The following is a 22,900-nucleotide window of genomic DNA, read 5'->3' as shown; positions in this document are numbered from 1 at the left end:
GTCTCCCACCTAACTTTGTTAGGGTCAAGGGGTGGTGACCAAGAGAGCGAAGGTGAGGGGTCGCGGCATACGACCGACTGCCGGGACCGAGCGGGCCCCGGTGACCCGGGACCTGCTCTTCCGACGCGCGTTGGCGATCGTCGATGCCGACGGCCTGGATGCCCTGACCATGCGCCGCTTGGCCGCCGACCTCGGTGTCGAAGCGGCGTCCCTGTACCACCACGTCCCCAACAAGCAAGCCGTCCTCGACGGCGCCGTCTCCGTCCTGCGCGAGGGCATGGTCTTCGAGGAGCCGATCCCCACCGACTGGCGGGACATCATGGAGATGGTGTTCCTGCGCTACCTCGACCTGCTCATCGCACACCCGAACATGCTGCCGCTGGCGACCCGCCGCGTGGAGTCCGGCCAGCCCGAAGGGCTCCCCTATCTCGTCGCGTCCGGGCTCAGCGAGGACGACGCGGTCGCCCTGTGGCAGTCGATCTTGGCCTTGGTCGTCGGCTTCGCCACCCTTGCCAGCGGGACCACGGCCGCCGATCTCGACCACCTGCCACGCGGGCTCGCCAAACGGATGACGCGCTGGCGCCGAGAAACCGCCCGCGACGCCCTCCGAGCGCTCTTGGCGTGCCACGGCCCCCGGGCCTGTCCAGTAAGCAGACTGGTCCGGCGCCCGCCGGCCGCTCCTCTCACAGTGCGCGAGCCTCATGACCGGCTTCACGGCTGCCCTTAACGAACACCCCAGCGGAGCGCATGCGCTCAATGCGAGTAGACCATGAGCACCGACACCGGACCCAACCGCTGCCATGACGGTTGTGCCGACGGCAGTCCGCGTGCCGTGCGGCAACGGGCCGGGAGTTCGAATCCCGCCCCCACTTGCAGGGCCTTGCAAGCAGGGGGTTACGGGTTCGAGTCCCGTTGGCTCCACAACGAAAGTGCCCGGCGAAGCCGGGCTTCTTTCGCTGTGGACGCTGGCGCCGTCGAACCATTGGATTCTGGGCCCTTGCGCCGAGCGCAGCGTGGCGAAGGGCGTCCCCTTGGCTGCCGCAGGTCAGGGGCCCGTGGGGTGCGGCCCGTTCGTCCTCGGTGTCCTGGCCGCCTGGCACCACCTCTCCCGAGTCCGGTCCGCACCGCTGGTCCCGAGCACATCAAGCAGCCCACACGAGCAAGCTGCTCGCGCGGAGAGCTCGAGGCCGGAACCGTCAACCCACGAGTTCGTCGAACGTCCGCCGCAGCATGGTGGTCAGCAGCCGCTGATCCGCGTCGTCGATGATATCGGGATCGACCAGCACCGTGACGGCAAGTTGCCCCGCATAGGAGAGCACCGCGAACGCGACCCCGATGTTGCCGCTCACCTGCCCCATGGGAAGGATCTCGCGGATCGGGCGGCCGGCGAAGTGGAGGACGCGCGAGGGACCGTGGACGTTGGTGAGGAAGGTGTTGACCAGCCGCTGGTGATCCACGAAGCGCTGGAACACGCCAGCCGCGGCCAGCCCGCGGAAGACCAGGCCGAGCGGGACTGCAGACGAGCCTCTGCCGGCCTTCGGTTGGTCCGCGGTGAGTGCGACGATGCGCCGAAGCCGTTCCCTCGGGTCACTCATGGTGGGAACTCGCAGCGGGCGCACCCCAACCTCGTTGCCGAGGTCGCCATGCGCGTCGGTCCGCCGTGCCGAGACGGGCACGGACACGACCAGATCCCCAGGGTGCTCGCCTCTGATCGCGAGGAACTCGGTCATCGCGCCGGTGGCCGCCGCCAGGACGACATCGTTCACTGTCCCGCCGACCCGATGCGCGGCGGGAACGACCTGGGACAGGTCCACGCTCGTCGCTGTCAGTCGGCGCCGGGGACCGGTGCGACGGTTCAAGGAGGTCGCTGGTGCAGCGCGGGGACGCTGAGCACCGACGCCGAGCTCCCGAGCTCCACCGCCGAGCCTGCGCACCCAGGCGGCGGCCTCGGGCAGCGCAGCCAAGCGTGACCCCCACGCCTCGCGAACGAGGTCGACACGTCGAGGTGGTGGCAAATGAGGCGGCCGCGTAAGCCCGCCGTCCGAATGCTGGGAATCCGTCAAGCCGGCAAGCACGGCCAGCCCTCCCAGTCCGTCGGCGAGCACGTGGTGGAGCACCACTACGAGCGCTGCGTCTCCATCCGGCAATCCGGTCAGCCAACGGGCCGCCCACAGCGGCCGATCCCGACGCAACGGCGTCGCAAGCAGCCGTGCGGCTTCGGTGAGAAGTCCTGAGTCATCCGCGGAGTTGTCCGATCCCGCAACGCACAGGGTCTGGAACGAGAGATGGTCATCGATGTCGAAGTCCGGCTGATCGACCCAGAACGCTCTTCCGCCACCGAGTGGTGCCCGGCGCAACACCTGGGTCAGACGGGGCATGTGCTGGATCCGCTCACCGATGATGCCCGCGACCGTGTCCACGCCCAGCTCGCTGCCGCGTTCCAGCACCACGACAGCACCCAGGTGCATCGGCGCGGGTCCTCGGTCAGTTGCCAGGAGCACCGCGTCGTTCGCGCTGATCCGCGCGATCATCGGACGCCCGCTCCGCGCCATGGTCACCCCTTCGCCCTGGACGTAGTCAACGATGCCACGTGCGCCGGGCCGGCTGCCGCGGAGCCGTGTGGCAGCGATCTGAGCCGGGCAGCCGATAGGTCGCAGCTCGCTGAAGTCGTGTCGATCGCAGAGGCGTACCGTGGTCGGGAGGAGAAGGTCATGGACATCGCTGACCACCACGCCGATTGGCGGGGGCTGCTTCGCCTCGCAGCCTGGGCTGCGTTCTGCTCGGTGGGGTTGCTCGTGGTCCAAGTGGTGGTAATGGCCGTGTGGCCGCCGGTGCACACCGTGCCCGACGTCCTCGCGTTGATGCAGCGGTCCCCGGTGCTCGGGTTGGTCTCCCTCGATGTGCTGCTCCTCGTGAACAACATCCTCGTGCTGCTGGTCTACCTAGGCCTGGCGGTGGTCCTGTGGCCGACTTTCCGTTCCGGAGTCGTCGTCGCGGTGGTACTCGGGATCGTTCAGATCGCCGCGTACTGCGCCTCCAACCCCGGCGTGGAGCTGTTGATGATGGCGCGCGCGGATGCCCGCACCACTGACCCCAGCCTGCAATCCGCGTACCGGGCCGCGGGCGAGGCCCTGCTGTCCTCGTGGAAGGGCACGGCCTTCCTCGTCTACTACTTCCTCGGCGCGGTTGTCCTGCTCTTGTTGGCGGCGTTGATCCGCCGTTCGCCGGTGTTCAGCAGCGCCACCTTCTGGTGGGCGCTCGCGGCGGGGGTGTTGATGGTGGTCCCCTCGACGTCCGCGTGGTGGGGATGGGCTTCGCCCTCGCGTCCCTCGTGCCGTGGAGTGTGTTGTGCGTGCTGCTCGGCACCCGGTTGATCCGGCTGGCCGCCACCGGTTCCTCGCCCTCGGATCGCTCTCCGGCGATGGGTGTGGGCTCCCCCGACGCGGTGCCCTCCGACGCGACGGTGCCCCGCTGACGGCGGTGCGAGGAAGACGTCCAGGCTGAGCAGCGGCCGGCCAGGCGGGTGGGAGGTCCCGAGCCGTGCGGTCAGCTCGGCTGCGGGTCAGGTCCGAGCAGCTGGGTCGCCGGGAGCAGGCCGAGCTGGCGCAGGCCGGACCCGGTGTCGACGACCTCCCACATCTCGACGATCCGGCCACCGTCGACGCGCGCGAACAGGGCTTGGTCCACCTCGAGGCGGTTGCCCGTGGCCGCCACGCCGAGGAACGGGCCGTGGTGGATTGCAATCACGCGTACCCGTGCCGCCGTCAGCACACCGGAGTGCACCTCCGCGACGACATGGTGGGTCAGCTCGGCCAGCCCACGATGGGCTGCGGCCCAGGTCGCGAGCAGGTCCGTGACGTCGTGGATGACGCCGCCGCCGGGGCTGTGCGTGAGGATGTGTTCCTCGACGAGCCCCCGCAGCCGGTTCTCGTCGCTCGCGTCGCCCGCAGCGAGGTATTCCTATGGTCTTCAGTGAGCCTTGATCGTCGGCGTACTTCGCCCTGTAGGCCTGGCCCACGGCCGCGACCACCGCCGGGTCTTCGACCCTTGTCAGTGCCACGTCCGTCTCGATGCCGTTGGCCCGCACACGGGCCCGGCCGCGGCGGACTGCCCGCTGATACCACCCGCCCTCGGCCCCGTACGCCAAGCGTACGTAGAGGTCATCGCCCACGCGAATGCCCCAGATCGGGGTCAAGGGCCGCGTCGTGCCGTCCTTGCGATATGTCGTGATGTGCAGCACGGCGGCGTCGGCCAGCCGCTCAAGGTCGGTCGCGTTCCAGGGCATGGTCATGCTTCCTTTCGTCAGCCCTACGCATCCTGCTGGTTGGCGATGGTGATCATCCTGCCGACCCTCGTGAAGTCATGGCGGACCAGATTGGCCAGACCGGAAGTCGCCAAGGGTGTCCAGCGATCAGATCACCAGAGCACCATTCTCACGGTGGGTCGCCCAGTCACGTGGGTCATGGTTCACCCACACGGTCGTGTCGGGCTGGCTGGCAAGCAGGCGCAGCCGCTGATACGAGGTGCGCTTGATACGAGGGTCGACGTCGAACGGCATCCCGGCGTCAAGTGCCAGAGCCTCCTGGAGGTGGGCCGCGTCTCCCGTCAGGACAAACGTGCGACCATCGGGAAACCGAAGTTGCAGGCCCAGGGTGCCGACCGTGTGTCCGGGCAGAGACAGTACGACGACGCTGCCATCGCCGAACACGTCGTGGTCGACCCCAGCCGGGACCGCGTGCCACGTCTGGGGACCTCCGTCGAGGTCGGAGGTGCGGAACATCGCGGCGTCCTGCCGGCCCGGCCGGTGTACGTAGTCAAGCTCGCCCGCGCCGACGAAGCCCTCGGCGTCGGGGAAGTGGGCAAGACCCCCGGTGTGATCCCAGTGGCCGTGGGAGAGGACCACCCGCTTGACATCGCCCGTCGTAAAACCCAAGTCCGCGAGCTGTCGGTCAAGGCGCCTGCTCTCGGGGAAGTCGATCGGGAAGACATCTGCCATCTGGCCGTAGGCGTGGTGCGGGTCCCCCGCGGCGTCGATCGCAAGCCCTGTGTCGAAGGCGAGTAGCCCATGCCTTGGGTGCTCGATGACGAAGGTGGCTGAAGGAATGGTGATGTCGCCGTCAGCCAGCAACTGGATCACGCTTCTGTGGACCGTGATTGCGGGCGCCTCGAGAGCCCACAAGTGACGAATCGTGCCAGTAGAGGCCATCAGGAACTCCTTGGTGCGGGTTGGGTCGAGCTGTGCGGTGGGCAGAAAGGCATCGACGGCTGGGCCGGGGGGAGTGGTGCTGTCAAACAGCGACTTGTGGCCGCGGTTGCCGTGCACCTCCAAGAGGAGAGCTGCGGATGGGCGTTGGGGGAAGCGGCTGTAATCGGAGGCAATGACCAGGTTCGCCACCGGTCCATTGGTGCCGAAGGAAAGTCAGGCCAATAGTGACATATATAATGTAGGGCCGTCGAGCCCCTGTCGTCTCGACAACCAGCGGGATGTGCCTCCAGCGAAGGGATAACCGGAGGATCCGGATCCTCCTCCATGCGTTCCAGCTCAGGGAACACGAATGTCAGGCTCACCGAAACAGGCGCCGACGGGTATCCGAGACGGCGCGCCGACCGTCGCGCTGGCTCGATGTCCAAGGCGACCTTGGACTTCACCATCACCGATGACGAGATCACCGCCGCCAACCTTCAGTACGCCCAGCGCCGCGTCAGCTCCCGTCCGCTATCAGGCATCGGCTAGGTGGGCTCCTCGAGGATCCGCGCGAGTTCTCCAGGCGCCTCCCACGGAACAAGGTGCCCCACGCCGGGAAGCTCGACGAGCCGGGCACCCGGGATCAGGTCGGCAAGCGTGTGGGCGTTTCGGGGGAGGACGAGCGGGTCAGCCGAGCCGTGGACGACCGTCGACGGCGCGCTGATGCCGCGCAGGCGATTCGGGCCACGCCACGCGGCGATCGCGCGAGACTGCTCGAGGAGGAGCCGGGGAGGAGTCGGTCGGCGCAGCATCTGAGCACCGAGCTCGGCCTCGACCTCCGGGTCGCCGACCAGCTCCGGTCCGGCGAACCGAAGGAGCTGGCGGCCGGCGCGGCCCTGACGCGCCTCACGGCTCGCCATGCCGCCGTGGATGAGCATGCTGGCCATGAGGTCGACGTCGGTGTGGAGCACGTGGCGCGACGACGCCAGGGCACTCGCGGGCGATGGGGGGATCGTCGAGACGAGGACAAGGTGCTCGACGAGCTGTGGATGGCGCATGGCGAGCTCCTGGGCGATCGCCCCACCGAGCGACATCCCGAGCACGCGACCTCCGGACAGCCCCAGCTGCCGTAGCACGGCGGCGACGTCGTCGGCCATGTCGGCCACGGTGAAGGGAATCGGCGCCCGGCGAGACCACCCGGTCATCCTGTTGTCGATGCGGATGACGCGATGCCGCTCCTCGAGGTCGGCGAGCCAGCCAGAGGGCCACAGCAGGCCACTCGCGCCATATCCGTTAATCAGGACGACCGGATCGCCGGCTCCACCCTCGTGCCACGTGACCACCGGCCCGTTGGTGGTGTCGGTACCGACGACTCCTTCGGGGCGCTTGGCCGCCTCCTCGCGTCGACGGCGCTGAGCACGCTGCTCACCCCCGGTCACACGGCGCACGGCTCGCTCGCCATGGATTCCCCACTCCGTGAGGGCGGCAGCGGCATTGAGCACGAAGTCCACGGTGTTCATCGTGCCCGGTTCGGCTGCGGCATAACCGGCGGCGGATCCGGGGATGCGAACGCGCCGTGGATGGCATTGGTCCTCACATCACGTAAGATATATTATCTTTCATGGTGAGGGTTCGAGGCACGTCGACGCGAGCCTTGCCGGATCAGCGAAACCATCCCATTTTCTCGACACGCAGAACGCCAGCGCCGCGTCGCTCACGTTCCGCGACTACGGAGGCACCATGAGCGCCACCACCGCCCAGCCAGCCGGCTCCGTCCAGCGCGAGTTAGAGCTCGTCGCCGCGACGGTCGGCCATCTCGACGAGGTCTACATGGCCGGCGAGTGGATCGCCGGAGACGGAGGAACGTACGACGTCGTCTCCCCCTCGACCGAAGAAGTCATCGCGTCGGTCAGCCTCCCGAGCCTCGCCCAGGCCGACAGGGCGATCCAGCTCGCCCACGATCTCGGACAGCAGTCGTGGTCCCGGGTGCCCGTCGCGGAGCGGGTCGAAGCCGTGCGCCGCTTCTGCGTCGCCATGGAGGCCCGGTTCTCCCAGATCGCCGTCGCTTGGGCCCTCGAGGCAGGTGCACCCGTGCGCTACAGCAAGACCCTCCACCGGTATGCCGCTGCCGGCGCTTGGCAGACGGCCTTGGACTGCGCAGTCGAGGCGCTCGCTGACGTCCGCCGGGCCACCCCCCTCGGCGAGGTCATCGTCCGTCGGGAACCAGTCGGCGTCGTCGTCGGTGTCATGGCGTACAACGGCCCGGTCGTGACCGTAGCCTCCAAGGTGATCCCCGCGCTCCTCGCGGGCTGTCCCGTCGTCGTCAAAGCTGCTCCCGAGTCACAGCTGGTCATGCGGCTCCTCGCCGACTGCGCCGACGAGGCCGGGTTCCCTGCGGGCACGCTCACCCTCTTTGCCGGCGACATCGACCTCGGCCGTCGCCTCACGGCTCACGAGCAGACGGACTTGGTCTCGCTCACGGGTGGTACCCGGGCAGCCCAGGAGATCATCGATGCGACCCGGAATCGATTCGCGCGAACGCATCTCGAGCTCGGCGGCAAGTCTCCCGCCCTTATCCTTGAGGATGCGCCGGTCGCCGAGACCCTCCGGACCCTCGTCGCCGGAGCGACCGGCGGCACGGGTCAACTGTGCGCGCTCCTGTCGCGCATCCTCATACCACGATCTCAGTGGGATGAGTGGCTTGGGGCACTGACCGAGGCCTGGTCAAAGATCAACGTCGGCGACCCGCTCGCTCCGGAGACCCTCGTCGGTCCGCTCGCCAATGCCGCGGCCCGTGATCGGACCGAGAGCTTTGTCGCGACGGCCCGCACCGAGGGGGCGACGGTCGCCTCCGGGGGGCGCCGCCCCCCGGACTTACCCACCGGGTACTACTACGAGCCCACGCTGCTCGTCGATGTCCACCGTGATTCGACCTTGGCGACAACGGAGGTGTTCGGGCCGGCCACCGCGGTCATCACCTACGACGACCTCGATGACGGCATCGCGCTGGCCAATGCCACGACCTACGGCCTGGCGGCCTCGGTCTACACCGCAGACCGCGAGAAGGCCTGGTATTGCGCCGAGCGGATCGAGTCCGGTTCGGTCGCTCTCAACGCGTGGGGGCCGTCGGTCGCCGCGCCGTACGGCGGTCGCAAGCACTCGGGCTGGGGCCGCGAGGGCGGACCCGAAGGCATCCATGAGTTCACCGAGCTCAAGCAGATTCTGCTGGGTCCCGGCCTCGCGAACTGAGGGCCCCGGCGGGCTCAGTCTGTCTCGGCGGGCTCGAGAGTTGCCCGCGCCGTGACCGTGCCGTGGACGTCGAGCACCTCGACTCCGTGCTCGAGTCCCGCGGCGTCAGGCACGACCCGCAGGGTCTGCGGCCCCACCATGGGCGCGACGAGCCGGTAGTTCAGTTGCTGTCCGAGCAATCCACCGCCGAACCGCCGCAGCAGTTCGCTCATCATCAAGGCCTGGAGCGGGCCGTGGACGACGAGGTCGTCGTAGCCCTCGTGGGCCGCCCACGCGTGGTCATAGTGGATCCGGTGCGCGTTGTAGGTCAGGGCCGAAAAACGGAACAGTAGGGCCTCGTCAACCTTTAGGTCCAGTGCGGGCTGACGGTCGACCTGCGCCGGAGGAAGGTCGAGGCTGCCGCGTCGCTGCCGGACCGCACCGGTTGGAGTGAGGTAGACGATGTCCTGCTCGTCGACGATGACGACGCGACAGGACTGCACGATCTCGTGGCGCACGGTCACGAGCGTCATCGGTCCCGAGCGCCCGTCCTTCTCGACAGAGCGCGCGACCCGGGTGGTCCGCGTGGCTGGCTCGTCGAGCAGCAGCAGGTCGTGGTGAACGATCCGGCCACCGGCATACATCCGCTTACGCCCCTCACCCGGTGGGGCCGGCACGCCCCACGAAGGGTGGCCGTCGGGTCCTAGGTCGATGTGGGGGCGTCGCTCCATGAAATAGACCCAGTGCCATGTCTCGGGAAGCTGCCCGACCGGCGGCTCGACTCCGAGAAGTCCGGCGAGCGCCTCGGCCTGGACCGAACTGACCGTCTCCGAACGTTCGAGGACTTCGCTGGCGTTCATGGTTGCTTCTCCGCTTCTGTGATCACGTGGCGTGCTCGGGCAAGGACAGGGGCGTCGACCATCTCGCCCCCTAGTACTACAGCCGCATTTATGGGAATGCGCCACGGCTGGCGTAATGACATCGGCGGGCTCGGGCTTGGTGCCGGCGACGCCAGGATGACCAGTGAAGAACTTCGGCCGGGTCTGGGTTGTGTTTCCAGATCAGTTGCGCCAGAAGGTGTTTGACCTCGGGGACGGTGAGCGGGATCAGGTCCGTGGGGTTGGCTCGATGGCCCCCTTTTTGGGGGTTGCCGTGGCCGCGGTGGTGATGGTCAGGAAGGCGTGGGCGAGCATGGCCAGGGTGATGTGCCGGTACCAGGATTCGTATCGGCGGACCTGGTACTGGTCCAGGCCGACCTGTCCCTTGGCGCTCTGGAAGGTCTCCTCGATGGCCCAGCGGGCCCCGGCGACACGGACAAGCTCGCGCAGCGGCGTGTCCTCGGGCCCGCAGCACAGGTAGTAAGCCAGGTCGGTGGGGTCGCTGATCGAACGGCGCACCAGCAGCCAGTAGCCATCGGCAGATTCCAGCGGACGGATCTGGGCGCGGGCCCAGTGATAGAGCCGGGGACCCTTGGCGCCGTTGCCTGCGGAGATTTTCTTGAACGCCTGCGCTGGAAGCGATCTCGCGAGTTCGTCCGCACGCAGCTTGGCGACCCGGTCGCCGGTGTCCGTCTCGACACGGGCGATGACGCGCTGGTTGACCGGCACCGCGAGCACGTACGGCATGCCACGACTCTCCAAGGTGGCGCGCAGCCCGCCGTGCTGGCCGTATACCTCGTCGCCGGTGACCCATCCGGCCGGCACCCCCGCATCCAATGCCCGACCGATCATCGCGATCGCTAGCTCCGGTTTGGTCGCGAAGGCCACCTCGTCGCCGATCCCGGCCTCTCGGCAGCGGTCCCGGTCCTCGGTCCACGCCTTTGGCAGATACAGCTCCCGGTCCAGGAACGTGCGGGCGACGGGCGTCGCGTATGCCAGGAACACCCCGATCTGACTGTTCTCGATCCGCCCCGCGGTGCCGGAGTACTGCCGGGCCACCCCGGCCGACTTCGTGCCCTTCTTGAGGAACCCCGTCTCGTCCACGACCAGCACCCCGGCCGGGTCGCCCAAGTGCTCGACCACGTACCCACGCACGTCGTCACGAACCAGGTCCACGTCCCAATCCGCCGCCGCGAGAAGGCGTTGCATCCCATCCGGGTTCGCCGCTCCGGCCCGCTCCGACAGCGTCCACCCGTTCTTGCGCTCCACCGGCGAGAGCAACCCGCGCACGTACTCCAGCGCCCGCTCCCGCGGCTCAGACCGCGCGAACCGCGACGCGATCCGGGCATGCACGGCCGCCAGCCCCTCCGCCCACAACTCCACTTCCGCCACACAAACCTCACTGATCACATAAGCACCATGGCCCCAGTCATCAGTCTGACATCCACGACACGCCGGTCAACCACAAATAAATGCGGCTGTAGTACTAGACGCACGGCACTCGCCGGTGACTCTGCGGCAGCCGCGAGCACCCGGTGCGCCCACGCAATCTGCTCCGCAGTCGGCGCGAAGGCGCGGTGGATGATCTCGACCTGTCGAGGGTGGATGCAGAGCTTGCCACCCATGCCGAGGCGGCGCGCCCGTCGGGCGTCAGCATCGGTGATCGACTCGTCGTCGAGGTTCGTCGTGACGCCGTCCACGGGACCCGGCAGACCGGCGGCACGGCTGGCCAACACTAGGACGGACCGAGCGTGGTGCACGGCCTCATCGACCGGCTCGGCGTCGATGTCGGCGGTGAAGTCCAAGTGTGCGAAGGCGAGCCGGGCAACGCCGTCTGCCTCGGCCAAGTCCGTGGCGCGGAGGATCCCACGAGCCGTCTCGACAAGAGCGAGAACCGGGGCACCGGTCAACTCGTGGACGCGGGTCAAAGTTGTGGGGTCCTCGGCCATCGGGACGACGACAGCAGAGAGCCCAACGACTCCCGCGAGTGCGGTCAGGTCGGCATCGTGCCAGGGTGTGCCGGCGGCGTTGACCCGGACTGCGCCATTCCCCCCATCGGACAGCCACGCGGCGACGTTTCCCGCGGGCGGCGTCCTTCTGCTCGGCGCCCACTGCGTCCTCGCGGTCGAGGATGACGACGTCGGCACCCGAGGCGATCGCCTTGGCGAAGCGTTCGGGCCGGTCTCCGGGGACGAAGAGGTAGCTCCTGTCCATCAGGCGCCCTGGGACATTGGACGCTTCGGTCCGTCCGCCGTGAGGAAGCCAGCCACGATCGGCAGGGACCGCTCAGGCTCATCGAAGAGCAGCATGTGCCCCGCTCCTGGGACGATCTCGCGTCGGGCCCCCGGGATCCGTCGCGCCAGGACACTGCCAGTGCTCACGTGGATGATCGGGTCCTCCTCGCCGAGCAGGACGAGCGTCGGAGCCTTGATCCGCCGCAGCCAGGGCAGGCTCGTCCAGCCCATGACGGACAGCTGCTGGAAGCGGTACCCGCGTTCGGTGGGCGGAGTTCCTTCACGTTCGTCGAGGATTGCGGCGAGCACCTCGGGGTCACGTGCCGAGCGTCCTCCCGCCAGCATCGGGATCTGCTTCTCGGCCGCCTCGCGACTCCGGTATCGACTGGTGGATGCGAGCGCCCGAACTGCGGACGGCTTGGGCATCCGAAACCACGCGCCGCTCATCGTCGCGACGAGCACCAGCCGGCGGACGAAGTCTGGGTGGCGGTGGACGACCTCCTGAGCGAACGCGCCGCCGAGCGAGAAGCCGAGGACGTCGGCCTGGTCGACCCCGAGCTCGCGGGCTGCCGCGACGATGACGTCAGCGACCCCCCCTACCCGTAGCGGGTACTTGGGGACGTCGGACCTCCCTGCTCCGGGGGCATCGACCATGAGGACGTCGCGATGGGGGAACGCCTCGAGCACCGTTCCCCAGGCCTCGAGTGAACCGCCGATCCCATGGAGCAGCAGCAGTGTCGGCCCTTCCGGTCCGGGTCGACGCCGGGTGTTCAACCGGAGACCATCGATCTCGACGAAGCGGTCGACGACGGCGCTGGGGGACATCGCCATGTCATGCCTCCAGTGACTCGTCGAGGATGACGACGGCGCGGGCCCCTTGCTCACCGGAGCAATACTCGATGGCCTGCTGCACCTCGTCGAAGGCGTAGGTCCGGGTGACGAGCTCGTCGAGCCGCAGATGGCCCTGCTCGTAGAGGTCGACGAGCATCGGGATGTCGTGTTGGACGTCGCTGGAGCCGTAGAGGCACCCTCGCACCGCGCGGGCGGCCATGATGACCTCGGTGAAGGCGTCCTCAATGACCACCTCGGGAGCCGCCCCGACCAAGCTCACGTCGCCCCCGCGCCGAGCGGCCCGGACGGCGAGGTTCACGGTCGCCTGCCGGCCCGCGACCTCGATCACCTTGTCCGCGCCGAGCCCGCCGGTGAGCTCGCGAATGTGTTCGATGACCTGGTCATCGGAGAGCAGCGTGTGGGTCGCCCCGAGGTCCGCCGCGATCTTCAGCCGGTCCTTGTGGAGGTCGACGGCGATGATCGTCGTCGCGCCAGCGATCCGCGCGCCCTGGACCGCGTTGAGTCCGACCCCACCGCAGCCGACGACAACGACCGATTCACCGACGCGGACTCGCGCCGTGTTGACGGCAGCCCCGAAACCCGTGACAACGCCACAGCCGATGAGGGCCGCAGTCGTCATCGGAAGCGTGCTCGGGACTTTGATCGCCGACCCGGCGTGAACGACGACCTCGCGGGCGAAGGTGCCCAGGCCGCAGAACTGGTTCACGGGCACGCCGTCCACCCGGGCCGGCAGGCGACGACCGGGGAGCGCGTTGTTGCCGAGCTGGCTGCGGCCCTGGGCGCAGAGGAAGGCCTGACCGCCTCGGCAGAACGTGCACTGGCCGCACTGGACGAGCCAGGACAGCGCGACGCGGTCACCCGGCTCGAGGTGGGTGACCCCTGCCCCCACGTCGACGACGGTCCCGGCGCCCTCGTGGCCGAGGATGATCGGGCGGCGGGTGGGCAGGTGGCCGGTGTAGACGCCGACGTCGGAGTGGCACACCCCGGTCGCGCCCATCCGGACTCGGACCTCTCCCGGGCCTGGCCCGTCGAGCTCGACGTCGGCGACGCGGACCTGCGTGGGTTCCTCGAGGAGGATGGCCTGAGTGGTCATCGAGTGGTTCTCCTGTCCTTGGGGGTGGTGCTGGTGGTGCGGGCAGCGCGGGCCCGTCGGTAGGTCCGACCGTCCTTGGTCAACTGCCAGATGGCTTGCGAGCTCGGTGCGGACCGGACGTCGGATACCCGTGGGCGACCCCATTCGGTGAGTGGCATGGCGTCCATCACTCGCACTCGGGTAGGCCTCGCGTCCGAGGGCAAGGAGCGGAGTCCGTCCGCGATCGCCTGGCCATCCAGTCGCCGGCCGGGGAGCAGGGTCACCGCAGCCTCAATGAGTTCCGCATCGTCAGGGCCCTCTTGACCGTATGCGACGGAGAGATCCACTGCGTCGATGCGCTCGAGCGCTCGCACGACGACGTCTGGCGACACCGGCCCGGCGACCGTCCGGACGAGATCGGCAACACTCCCAATCCGCCACAGGTCATCCCCGGAGTCGCGAGAGAAGAGGTCGCCGGTCACTTGCCAGGCGTCGTCCTTCACGAAGAGGGAACGCAGCACTTCTCCGCTCGCGCGCTGCGGCTCCACCTTGGCCACGAGGACCCCTGGCTCGTCCGAGCCGCACTCTCGCGCCATGCCGTCGGGACCGAAAGCGGGCCGATTCGCGTCGAGATCCCACTCGACCACGCGAACCTCTGCCGTGCCGGGCACGCGTCTGCCCGCTGCCCCAACCTTGGACCCGGTGGGGTTGGCGAGGATCGCCTCGCCGGTCGTGGAGGCGTAGAACTCGACGACCCGGGCCATCGGGAAACGGTCGGCGAGCCGCTTCCAGAGGCTGCGCGGCATACCGGAGCCAATGAACGCCTGGATGGGATGGCCATGCTCGTTGGGATTGGGCGGTCCGTCCACGATCCCGCGCAGGGAGGACCAGGTGTAGGTCACGTGGGTCACGCCGTAGCGCCGGACCTCCTCCCAGAACGTCGCCGGCTCGGCGTCGGTCGCGAACGCGAGGCGTGCGCCCGAGCTCACTGCCGCACCGACTGCGGTGAGCAGCGCGGACGAGTGATGGAGAGGGGTCACGGAGTAGACCGTGTGGTCCGGGGTGAGTGCAAGAGCTCCGGCCGCGCCGAGGGCGGACAGTGCCCATCTCCGGTTGGTGATCTCGTGCGGGAAGATGTCCTCCCCGGCACCGGTGAAGAGAACGAACGCCACGTCGGTTGCCCGGGTCGGATTCGCTTGGTACCACGCGGGGAGTGCGATCTGAGCGGCGTCGATGCGCTCGAGGTCGACGACGCCGTCGGGGAGGTCCTGCTGGCCGGGCCGGCCCCCGAGGACAGCCCACGGCATACCGGGCAGGTCGGCGGTCGCGGCCGCATGCTCGGGGTCAGACACGACGAGCCGTACACCGCCCAGCTCCGCCTCGCGGGCGAGCGGACCTGCCGGCCGGAGGAGGACGGCCGTCGCGCCGAGCCGGCTCAGGGCAGCCGCTGTCGTGAAGGCCGATGGGCGCGGGTCCATGAGTATGCCGACCCGGTCGCCTGGCCGCACCCCCAACGAGACCAGGCCGCGAACGACGCTGTCCACGCGATGTTTGAGCTCACCGCGGCGCGCGACGCGGTCCTCGAACAGGAGAGCCGGCGCCTCCGGATCGTGCGCGGCACTCTCGTCGAGGAGGAGGCCCAGAGAAATGGCGCTGTCGGGCCGCAGGGCACTGATCCGGTTGAGGAACGGCAACCCCTCGGTCTGGTCGCGGGCGGTCGAGCTCACGAGATCGCCGAGTTCGCCGACGATCCGGGCTGCGCCACGAGCGGTGCCGACCCCGAGTCGAAGCACGCTCTGGGCCAGTTGCGACCACGCGGAGGGGGACCAACCTGTGGTCTGAGGTGCCTGATCGGCCGGGAGGATGACGTCCGGAAGCTCGCCCTGCCCCGCGCGCCAGCGGATCCACTCGGCCACCCGTGGCCACGTCGTGCGGCGGGCTCGTGAGCCCGCGACGATGCCGAAGTGGCCGGTGTTCAGTTGCATCTCGAAGACGTCGGCCCGAGGAGCTGCCTGACGGATCGCCCGCACCGAAAGCGGATGCCCCTCCTTGTCCGACTCACCGACAATCGTGAGGATCGGGACGGTGATGTCGGCGAGGGAGACGGCGTGGTCTCCGACGACGATTCCGCCTTGAACCATGCGGTTGGTCACCAAGAAGTTCCGGAGCAGATCGGCGAACGCAACTCCTGAGTACGCTGTCCAGCCGTGTCCCTCGAGGAACATCCGCTGTTGCTCACCCGGGAGGAGCCGCTCACGATCGTGGAGCTGTCTGAGGTATTGAAGCTGGAAACGGGCGCTTCCCAAAGGGTCGAGCATCCGGGTGGCGGCTCGGTTGTACCAACTGGGCAATGAGACCTGGTCGAGCAGCCCGGTCTTGAGGATGCCCTCGGCAAGCGTCGCAAAGGTGTCGGTCGACACCGGGATCGGCATGGGGGCCAGCCGGAAGTCGACCGGGGCGCCGAAGGCGATGATCGAGTCCACTTCCGCGTTGCGACGGTATGCCGCGGCTTGGTACGCGAACATCCCTCCCTGCGAGTAGCCGCCGAGGACGACATCCCGCCCGGTGGTCCGTGCGACAACCTGCACGGCCTCGCTCACGGCCATGACGTGGTCGGCGATGCTGCGTTCGAGCCCGCCGTCCTCCTCCTCCGGGCGACCGAAGTCGACCAGCCAGACGTCGACGCCGAGGTCGTGGACCGCCCGGACCGAGCTCGAGCGGGGGGCGACGTCATAGAGATCCGCCATCATCATCAGCGGTGGAACCAGGAGGAGCGCGCCCTGACCGGAGTCGGCTGGTACCTCCTCGGGGAAGTAGCGACGGAGCCGGTAGACCTCGCCGCGGTGGACGACGTCATACGGCGAAGACTCCTGCTCGACCCGCAGACCCCCGTAGCGCAGGTACTCCGCAACATTGCGTGCCGTTCCGCCGGCGCGCTGGGCGGCGTGCGTCACGTCCGAGGGCGCCGGCATCGCCAACCCCGGGAGGCGCGGGAGGTCGGGGCTCATTGCGGCAGCTCTTGGCTGGGCTCGGTGAGCTGCGCCCGGATGACGGCCTTGAGGACCTTGCCGTTCGCGTTGCGCGGGAGGTCGGTGACCACATGGAAGTACCGCGGGACCTTGTACTTGGCGAGCCGCTCCAAGCAGTAGGCCCGCAGGGCATCCACATCGACCTCGATGCCCTCCTTCGCCGTGATCATGGCCGCACCGACCTCAATGAACTTGACGTCGGGCACACCGACGACCGCGGCGTCCGCGACGTGCTCGTGACCGGTGAGAACCTTCTCGACTTCAGCGGGATACACATTCTCGCCACCACTGCGATACATGTCCTTGGCCCGGCCGGCGAGGGTGAGGAACCCGTCGGCGTCTATCCGCGCGAGGTCACCGGTGTGGCACCACCCGTCGACGAAGGTCGAGGCGTTGGCCTCCGGCAGGTTCCAATAGCCGGGGCTGACGGCCGGGCTGCGAACACACACCTCCCCGACCTCACCGACCTGCACCTCCCGGCCGACCGAGTCCACCAGCTTGATCTCGGTGAGTGCCTGGGGGCGACCGATGCTGCTCTCATGGTCTTTGGCGAGGTCATGGTCGAGGCAAGCGCTGACGGCGCCGCCTTCGGTGAGGCCGTAGGACTGGATGAGCTCGACCCCGGGGAGTCGCCGGGAGAACTCCTCGTACACCCATGGCATGACGGTGTCCCCGCCGGTGACGACAGCCTCCAGAGTGCTGGGGACGAGCTGCTCGAGGTCGGGAAGGCGCAGCATGTCAGTGAGCATGAACGGGTAGACCAGCATCTTGGTGGCGGAGCGTGTTCGCGACACGTTGAGCAGTTGCTCGAGGGTGAAGCCACCGGACGGGAAGGTCACCGCCGTCCCGTGGTTGACCAGGGCCGGCAGGAGAAGCACCTCAAAGCCGCCTGCGTGGAACAGTGGTCCGCTCGTGACAGCGACCGAGTTGCCGTCGAAGCGCCACTTCTGTGTCTGGATGGACGCCGTCCACAGGGAGTTGCCGTGGGTGAGTACGGCGCCCTTGGGCCGCCCGGTTGTGCCGGAGGTGTACATCAGCGTGGCACCGTCACTCATGTCCAGCTCGGGCAGGCCGTCGGTGACCGACAAGGTGTCCGCGAATGTCTCGAACGGCTGTGCCCACTCCGGGACGGGTGACCCGTCGTCGATGGCGACGAAGGTCTGGACTGGAGACCCGTGCCGCTGGGCGTCGACTGCCGCCGCGAACTCGGCTCCGAAGATGAGCACCGAGGCGCCGGAGTCACCGAGGATGAAGCCGATCTCCGGGGCGCTGAGTCGCCAGTTGACCCGGACCGACATCGCACCGGCCCTGGCCACTGCGAGATAGAGCGCGACGTACTCGACGGAGTTGCGCAGCAGGAGGCCCACGCGGTCACCGCGACGGACTCCAGCGGCACGCAGGGCCTGGGCGCATCGCAGCTCAAGTTCGCGCAGCTCGCGCCAGGTCAGCATCGCTTCACTGCCGAGGGCGACTGCCGACTTGTCCTCCGCGACGCTGGGCAGGGTTGCGGCGACCGAGTCGGTCACCCAGTTCAGGCTCATCCCCATTGATGGCTCACTCCTTTGTTGTGTTGGGCCCGTTCTGCTCTCAGAACGGCGTGACGGTGCCTCGCTTGACGAGCTGGGCTGCGATGACGTTGCGCTGGATCTCGTTGGTGCCTTCGCCGACGATCATGAGCGGGGCGTCCCGGAAGTAGCGCTCCACGTCGTACTCCGTGGAGTAGCCGTATCCGCCGTGGACGCGGACGGCATTCAGGGCGATCTCCATGCCGGTCTCGGAGGCGAGCAGTTTGGCCATCCCGGCCTCCATATCGGCGCGAGCGCCGGACTCATACTTGCGGGCGGCATACAGGGTGAGCTCGCGGGCCGCGGTCAGCTTGGTGACCATGTCGGCGAGATAGGTGCCGATCGCCTGGTGCTTCCAGATCGGCTGGCCGAAGCTCTCGCGCGTCTGGGAGTAGGCGAGGGCGTCCTCGAGCGCCGCCCGACCGACGCCAAGAGCACGCGCGGCGACCTGGAGGCGGCCGACCTCGAGGCCGCGCATCATCTGGCTGAAGCCCTGGCCTTCGACGCCGCCCAGGAGGGCATCGGCCGGGACCTCGAGCTGCTCGAAGACGAGCTCGCAGGCCTCGACGCCCTTGTAACCGAGCTTGGAGAGGTCCTTGGAGATCGTCAAGCCAGCCGGGTCGCCCGTCTTGTCGACGAGGAGGATCGAGATGCCGGAATGCCGCGGGGTGGCCTGCGGGTCCGTCTTGCAGAGGAGCGCGACGAGACCGGACTTTCGGGCGTTGCTGATCCACGTCTTGGATCCGTTGATGACGTAGCCGCCCGCACCGGGTCGGGCGACAGTGCGCATGGCTTGGAGGTCGGAGCCGCCGCCGGGCTCGGTGAGAGCCATCGTGGCGCGCAACTCACCCGTGGCCATCCGTGGGAGGTAGGCGTCCTTCTGCTCCTGGGTGCCGAAGTCGTGGATGAGTTTGGCAACGACGGTGTGGCCACCCATCGCGCCGGCCAGACTCATCCAGCCACGCGAGAGCTCCTCGGTGATGAGCACGTATGCCGGCATGCTCACCTTCGTGTCGCCCCACGGCTCGCCGATCGCGAGGCCGTAGACACCCATCTGCTTCATCTCCTCGATGAGCTTCTCGGGGTAGGTGTTGGCGTGCTCGAGCTCGTTCACGACGGGCTTGACCGCCTCGTCGACCCACTGGCGCACGGCGAGGACGATGTCCTTCTCCTCCGGGGACAGGTCGTCATACATGTCAGGGCTCCTCGTGGACGATGAGAACGATGAGGGTGGCGACGCAGCCGGGTCGATCCCGGCCCTCGACGTCGACGGTGTAGGTCGTCGCGACGCGGACGCCGGCACGGGTCTGCTCGATCCCGGCGATGGTCGCGCGGACCCGGACTCGCGACCCGGTAGGCACCGGGCCGGGGAAGCGGACGGTGTCGGTGCCGTAGTTCACGCGGGCCGAACCCAATTCGAGGGTGAGAATCTCCCGGGCGAGGACAGGGATGAGCGACAGCGTGAGGAATCCGTGGGCGACGGTCGTGCCGTACGGCCCGGTGGCTGCCCGCTCAGGATCGACGTGGATCCACTGGTCGTCGCCGGTCGTCTCGGCGAACGCGTTGATGCGGTTCTGGGACATCGTCAGCCAATCGGAGGCGCCGACCTCCTGTCCGATGAGTCCGGTCAACTCCTCGAGCGTCCGGACGACTCGAGGGCTCACGATCCGACCCGTTCGAAGACCGCGGCCAGGCCCTGGCCACCGCCGATGCACATGGTGACGAGGCCGTAACGGCCCCGCCGGCGCACCAGCTCGCGAGCGAGGCTGCCGACCATGCGGGCGCCGGTCGCGCCGACGGGATGGCCAAGTGAGATACCAGAACCGTGAACATTGATGCGCTCCTGGTCGGCCGCGGTGAAGCCCCACTCGCGCATGACGGCGAGCGCCTGCGCAGCGAAAGCCTCATTCAGCTCGATGAGGTCGAGGTCTGCCAGGGTGAGCCCGGCGATGTCGAGCGCCTTGGCCGTCGCTGGGACCGGTCCGATGCCCATCGTCGCGGGGTCGGTGCCGGCAACGGCCCAGGAGACAAGTCGCATGAACGGCTGGAGTCCCTGCGCCTCCGCGGTGGATCGGTCAGCGACGACGACTAGGGCGGCCGCGTCGTTCTGGCCGCTGGCGTTGCCAGCGGTCACGGTCGCCTCGGGGTCGGACGAGAGCAGGATCGGGCGGAGTGCGGCGAGGCCCTCCATCGAGACATCCGCGCGGGGGTGCTCGTCGGTGTCGATCACCGTCGGTGCCCCGCGGCGCTGGGGGACGGAGACCGGGATGATCTCCTCGGCGAAGACGCCATTGTGTTGGGCAGCCACCGCCCGGCGGTGCGACTCCAGGGCCAGGGCGTCCTGCTCCTCCCGGGGGATGCCGTACTGGCGGCGCAGGTTCTCGGCCGTTTCGATCATTCCGCCTCGAACCGGGTGGTTCCTGCCGCCGGCCATCTCCCGGGCCCGGGTGAGCATGTCGTGAATCTGCACGCCCGTCCCCTTGGCGCCCCAGCGCATGTCGAGGGAATAGAACGGGCTGTTGCTCATCGACTCGACGCCGCCGGCGACGACAAGGTTGTTGGCGCCGGTGACGACGTGGAGGACGCCTTGGATGATGGCCTGTAGTCCGGAGCCGCAGCGACGATCGAGGTGCATCCCGGTGACGCTCGTCGGCAGGCCGGCGTCGAGGGCGATGATTCGGCCGAGGGCAGGCGACTCCCCGCTCGGATTGCAGTGCCCGAGGATCACGTCGTCGATGGCACCCGGCTCGAGGTTGGTCCGCTCGATGATGCCGGTCAGCAATTGGGCGCCCAGGTCAGTCGGCAAGAGGGGTCGGAGCGAGCCGCCGAAGCCTCCCACCGGCGTGCGGTAGGGCGCCGCGATGACGACGTCGTCGAGGGTTCGGATCGCGCTCACATGAACCGCCCCCCGGTCACCTCGAGGACGGTCCCGGTCATATACGAACTGAGGTCGCTCGCGAGGAAGAGCGCGACGGACGCGATCTCGGAGGGTTCCCCGGCGCGGCCCATGGGGATCTCGGATAGTTTCTGGTCCCAGACCTTCTGTGGCATCGCCTCGGTCATCGCCGACCGGATCAGCCCCGGCTGGATCGCGTTGACCCGGATCCCGTGGTGCGCCAGTTCCTTGGCGGCCGCCTTGGTCATCCCGACGATCCCGGCCTTCGCGGCCGAGTAATTGCTCTGCCCAACCATGCCCACCTTGCCCGAGAGGGAGGAGATGTTGACGATCGCTCCGGACTGCTGCTCGCGCATGCGGGCGGCCGCGAAACGGGTCCCGTTCCAACAGCCCTTGAGGTGGACCGAGATGACCTGGTCGAAGTCGTCCTCGCTCATGGTGCGCAGCGTCGCGTCACGAGTGATCCCGGCGTTGTTGACAAAGACGTCGAGCCGGCCGAAGTGCCCGGTCGCGGCGTCGACCAGCGACTGCACCTGGTCGGCCCTGACGACGTCGCAGGCGACACCGATTGCTGCCTCACCGAGGGTGGCGGCGGCCTGCTCGGCGCGGCTTTGGTCGAGATCACCGATGACGACACGCGCACCTGCATCGGCATACGCCCGGGCCATGGCCAGACCGAGGCCCTGCGCCGCCCCTGTGACGACAGCGACCCGTCCTGCGAGCAGCGTCATGCTGTTCCTCCTCGACGTTGGGAACCGGCCGCACGGAGCAGCTGCTTGGCAATGATGGTTTTCTGGATCTCGCTGGTGCCCTCGTAGAGCCGGTAGAGGCGGGCGTCGCGATAGAAGCGCTCGACCTTGGTCTCGCGCATGTAGCCCATACCGCCGAAGATCTGGACGGCGCGGTCGGCAACCCGTCCGACCATCTCGGTGCAGTACAGCTTGGTTGAAGAGGGTGCGATGCGCCGGTCCGACTCGTCGTCGTACGCCGCCGCGGCGGCGATGACCATGGCCCGTCCGGCGTACCACTCGGCGTGGGAGTCGGCCAGCATGGCCTGGACGAGCTGGAACTCGCCGATCACTGTGCCCCCCTGGGTCTGTGAGCCCGCATGGGCGACGGACTCCTCGATGAGCCGCTCGGCGAGACCGACGCTCAGGGCGGCGATGTGGATGCGCCCCTTGACGAGGGAGCGCATGGCCGCGCCGAACCCCTCCCCCTCGACGCCGCCGATCAGCGCGTCGGCGTCGACGAGGACATCGTCGAAGAAGACCTCCGCGGTGTGTGCTCCCCGCTGGCCCATCTTCTTGTCCGCGGGACCCACGACAACACCCGGCAGGTCCGCGTCGACCGCGAACACCGAGATGCCCTTCGTGCCCTCGGTTGTGGCGCCCGTCCGGGCGAAGACCATGAAGACATCGGCCTCGGGCGCGTTGGTGATGAACCGCTTCTGACCAGAGATCCGGTAGCCGTCGTCTGTCCGCACCGCCTTGGTCCGGATGCCCGACGGGTCCGAGCCGGCGTCAGGCTCGGTGAGTGCGAAGGACGCGATGGCTTCCCCGGAGGCGAGTCTGGGGAGGTAGCGCTCCTTCTGCTCCTGCGTACCGAAGTTCACCAGGACCTGGCCGGCGATGCCGTTGTTCGTCCCGAACATCGACCGGAAGGCAGGCGCCGTCCGTCCGAGGACCATCGCCAGTTGGACCTCCTCGCTCATCGTGAGGCCGAGACCGCCGTACTCCTCGGGCAGCGCGTAGCCGAACAAGCCCATCTCGGCTGCGGCGGAGCGGATCCGCTCAGGGATCTCGTCGTGCTCCTCGATGTTGTCCTCTGCCGGGACCACCTCGCGGTCGACGAACGTGCGGACGGCGCTGAGAACTGACGCGAACTCCTCGGTGTCCATGTGCACTCCTGTCGCAGTGGGTGAATGAGTCCAAGAATATATGATATTTGTGTCGTGGACAAGG

Annotated in this window: 18 protein-coding genes and 3 pseudogenes; 3 read left to right on the top strand and 18 right to left on the bottom strand. The window is 68.4% G+C overall.

Annotation, left to right across the window (positions count from 1 at the left end):
- Positions 1–31: 31 nt before the first annotated feature.
- Positions 32–727, top strand: coding sequence for a TetR/AcrR family transcriptional regulator (locus tag V9G19_RS02900; RefSeq protein ID WP_462283995.1), 696 nt, complete (start codon positions 32–34; stop codon positions 725–727).
- 469 nt (positions 728–1,196) lie between these two features.
- Here V9G19_RS02900 and V9G19_RS02895 read toward each other — a convergent pair whose 3' ends face one another.
- Positions 1,197–2,531: a wax ester/triacylglycerol synthase domain-containing protein gene (locus V9G19_RS02895; protein ID WP_462284282.1), complete on the bottom strand. Its 1,335-nt coding sequence runs from the start codon at positions 2,529–2,531 to the stop codon at positions 1,197–1,199.
- Positions 2,532–2,711: 180 nt separating this feature from the next.
- On the opposite strand from V9G19_RS02895, the gene V9G19_RS02890 reads away from it, so the two are divergent.
- Positions 2,712–3,374 carry a hypothetical protein gene (locus V9G19_RS02890; protein ID WP_462283994.1) on the top strand — a complete coding sequence of 221 codons (663 nt, stop codon included), beginning with the start codon at positions 2,712–2,714 and terminating at the stop codon, positions 3,372–3,374.
- Positions 3,375–3,546: 172 nt separating this feature from the next.
- Here the strand turns inward: V9G19_RS02890 and V9G19_RS02885 are convergent.
- From V9G19_RS02885 to V9G19_RS02870, 4 genes and pseudogenes are all read right to left on the bottom strand, one after another.
- Positions 3,547–3,945 (bottom strand): annotated as a pseudogene (locus V9G19_RS02885) (ester cyclase); the annotation flags it as partial.
- 46 nt (positions 3,946–3,991) lie between these two features.
- Positions 3,992–4,285, bottom strand: a pseudogene (locus tag V9G19_RS02880) (DUF2255 family protein); the annotation flags it as partial.
- Between the two features lie 126 nt (positions 4,286–4,411).
- Positions 4,412–5,395: an N-acyl homoserine lactonase family protein gene (locus tag V9G19_RS02875; RefSeq protein ID WP_462283993.1), complete on the bottom strand. Its 984-nt coding sequence runs from the start codon at positions 5,393–5,395 to the stop codon at positions 4,412–4,414.
- A gap of 335 nt (positions 5,396–5,730) precedes the next feature.
- Positions 5,731–6,696 (bottom strand): alpha/beta fold hydrolase, encoded by a 966-nt coding sequence (locus tag V9G19_RS02870; protein WP_462283992.1) that lies wholly within the window; start codon positions 6,694–6,696, stop codon positions 5,731–5,733.
- Positions 6,697–6,925: 229 nt separating this feature from the next.
- On the opposite strand from V9G19_RS02870, the gene V9G19_RS02865 reads away from it, so the two are divergent.
- Positions 6,926–8,434 carry an aldehyde dehydrogenase family protein gene (locus V9G19_RS02865; protein WP_462283991.1) on the top strand — a complete coding sequence of 503 codons (1,509 nt, stop codon included), beginning with the start codon at positions 6,926–6,928 and terminating at the stop codon, positions 8,432–8,434.
- Positions 8,435–8,448: 14 nt separating this feature from the next.
- Here V9G19_RS02865 and V9G19_RS02860 read toward each other — a convergent pair whose 3' ends face one another.
- The 13 genes and pseudogenes from V9G19_RS02860 to V9G19_RS02800 form a co-directional block, all read right to left on the bottom strand.
- The gene (locus tag V9G19_RS02860; RefSeq protein ID WP_462283990.1) at positions 8,449–9,273 is read right to left on the bottom strand and encodes an HTD2 family dehydratase; all 825 of its coding nucleotides are present in this window, start codon (positions 9,271–9,273) and stop codon (positions 8,449–8,451) included.
- A gap of 246 nt (positions 9,274–9,519) precedes the next feature.
- On the bottom strand, positions 9,520–10,683 hold the full coding sequence (locus V9G19_RS02855) for an IS701 family transposase (RefSeq protein ID WP_462283989.1): 1,164 nt from the start codon (positions 10,681–10,683) through the stop codon (positions 9,520–9,522).
- Positions 10,684–10,697: 14 nt separating this feature from the next.
- The gene (locus tag V9G19_RS02850) at positions 10,698–11,438 is read right to left on the bottom strand and encodes an HpcH/HpaI aldolase/citrate lyase family protein (RefSeq protein WP_462283988.1); all 741 of its coding nucleotides are present in this window, start codon (positions 11,436–11,438) and stop codon (positions 10,698–10,700) included.
- Positions 11,431–11,505, bottom strand: a pseudogene (locus tag V9G19_RS02845) (hypothetical protein); the annotation flags it as partial. The pseudogene V9G19_RS02845 and the gene V9G19_RS02850, both read right to left, overlap by 8 nt.
- Complete coding sequence (locus tag V9G19_RS02840) at positions 11,505–12,356, bottom strand: alpha/beta fold hydrolase (RefSeq protein ID WP_462283987.1); 852 nt, start codon at positions 12,354–12,356, stop codon at positions 11,505–11,507. The pseudogene V9G19_RS02845 and the gene V9G19_RS02840, both read right to left, overlap by 1 nt.
- 1 nt (position 12,357) lies before the next feature.
- A complete protein-coding gene (locus V9G19_RS02835) occupies positions 12,358–13,470 on the bottom strand; it encodes a zinc-binding dehydrogenase (protein ID WP_462283986.1) in 1,113 nt (370 codons plus the stop codon).
- Positions 13,467–16,457: an AMP-binding protein gene (locus tag V9G19_RS02830; protein WP_462283985.1), complete on the bottom strand. Its 2,991-nt coding sequence runs from the start codon at positions 16,455–16,457 to the stop codon at positions 13,467–13,469. Before V9G19_RS02830 ends, V9G19_RS02835 begins: the two co-directional genes overlap by 4 nt.
- Positions 16,454–18,025 carry a class I adenylate-forming enzyme family protein gene (locus V9G19_RS02825; RefSeq protein ID WP_462283984.1) on the bottom strand — a complete coding sequence of 524 codons (1,572 nt, stop codon included), beginning with the start codon at positions 18,023–18,025 and terminating at the stop codon, positions 16,454–16,456. The genes V9G19_RS02830 and V9G19_RS02825 overlap by 4 nt, the downstream gene beginning before the upstream one ends.
- A 40-nt stretch (positions 18,026–18,065) precedes the next feature.
- Positions 18,066–19,238 carry an acyl-CoA dehydrogenase family protein gene (locus V9G19_RS02820; protein WP_462283983.1) on the bottom strand — a complete coding sequence of 391 codons (1,173 nt, stop codon included), beginning with the start codon at positions 19,236–19,238 and terminating at the stop codon, positions 18,066–18,068.
- A gap of 1 nt (position 19,239) precedes the next feature.
- The gene (locus V9G19_RS02815; RefSeq protein ID WP_462283982.1) at positions 19,240–19,674 is read right to left on the bottom strand and encodes a MaoC family dehydratase; all 435 of its coding nucleotides are present in this window, start codon (positions 19,672–19,674) and stop codon (positions 19,240–19,242) included.
- A 29-nt stretch (positions 19,675–19,703) separates the two neighbouring features.
- Entirely contained in the window at positions 19,704–20,939 is a 1,236-nt protein-coding gene (locus V9G19_RS02810; RefSeq protein ID WP_462283981.1) for an acetyl-CoA C-acetyltransferase, read from the bottom strand.
- Positions 20,936–21,670 carry a 3-oxoacyl-ACP reductase FabG gene (gene fabG, locus V9G19_RS02805; RefSeq protein ID WP_462283980.1) on the bottom strand — a complete coding sequence of 245 codons (735 nt, stop codon included), beginning with the start codon at positions 21,668–21,670 and terminating at the stop codon, positions 20,936–20,938. Before fabG ends, V9G19_RS02810 begins: the two co-directional genes overlap by 4 nt.
- A complete protein-coding gene (locus V9G19_RS02800) occupies positions 21,667–22,836 on the bottom strand; it encodes an acyl-CoA dehydrogenase family protein (RefSeq protein WP_462283979.1) in 1,170 nt (389 codons plus the stop codon). Before V9G19_RS02800 ends, fabG begins: the two co-directional genes overlap by 4 nt.
- Positions 22,837–22,900 lie beyond the last annotated feature (64 nt).

The sequence above is a fragment of the Nostocoides sp. genome, assembly GCF_037045025.1.
In the GTDB taxonomy this organism is placed as follows: domain Bacteria; phylum Actinomycetota; class Actinomycetes; order Actinomycetales; family Dermatophilaceae; genus Nostocoides_A.
The sequence above is the reverse complement of the archived record's forward strand: the minus strand, read 5'-3'. Positions and strand labels throughout refer to the sequence as shown.

Excerpts from the sequence above, each read along its gene's own strand:
- V9G19_RS02835 (WP_462283986.1), bottom strand. The coding sequence starts at position 13,470 with ATGACCACTCAGGCCATCCTCCTCGAGGAACCCACGCAGGTCCGCGTC.
- V9G19_RS02840 (WP_462283987.1), bottom strand. The coding sequence starts at position 12,356 with ATGGCGATGTCCCCCAGCGCCGTCGTCGACCGCTTCGTCGAGATCGAT.
- V9G19_RS02800 (WP_462283979.1), bottom strand. The coding sequence starts at position 22,836 with ATGGACACCGAGGAGTTCGCGTCAGTTCTCAGCGCCGTCCGCACGTTC.
- V9G19_RS02830 (WP_462283985.1), bottom strand. The coding sequence starts at position 16,457 with ATGAGCCCCGACCTCCCGCGCCTCCCGGGGTTGGCGATGCCGGCGCCC.
- V9G19_RS02820 (WP_462283983.1), bottom strand. The coding sequence starts at position 19,238 with ATGTATGACGACCTGTCCCCGGAGGAGAAGGACATCGTCCTCGCCGTG.
- V9G19_RS02895 (WP_462284282.1), bottom strand. The coding sequence starts at position 2,531 with ATGATCGCGCGGATCAGCGCGAACGACGCGGTGCTCCTGGCAACTGAC.
- V9G19_RS02860 (WP_462283990.1), bottom strand. The coding sequence starts at position 9,273 with ATGAACGCCAGCGAAGTCCTCGAACGTTCGGAGACGGTCAGTTCGGTC.
- V9G19_RS02825 (WP_462283984.1), bottom strand. The coding sequence starts at position 18,025 with ATGGGGATGAGCCTGAACTGGGTGACCGACTCGGTCGCCGCAACCCTG.
- V9G19_RS02890 (WP_462283994.1), top strand. The coding sequence starts at position 2,712 with ATGGACATCGCTGACCACCACGCCGATTGGCGGGGGCTGCTTCGCCTC.
- V9G19_RS02865 (WP_462283991.1), top strand. The coding sequence starts at position 6,926 with ATGAGCGCCACCACCGCCCAGCCAGCCGGCTCCGTCCAGCGCGAGTTA.
- fabG (WP_462283980.1), bottom strand. The coding sequence starts at position 21,670 with ATGACGCTGCTCGCAGGACGGGTCGCTGTCGTCACAGGGGCGGCGCAG.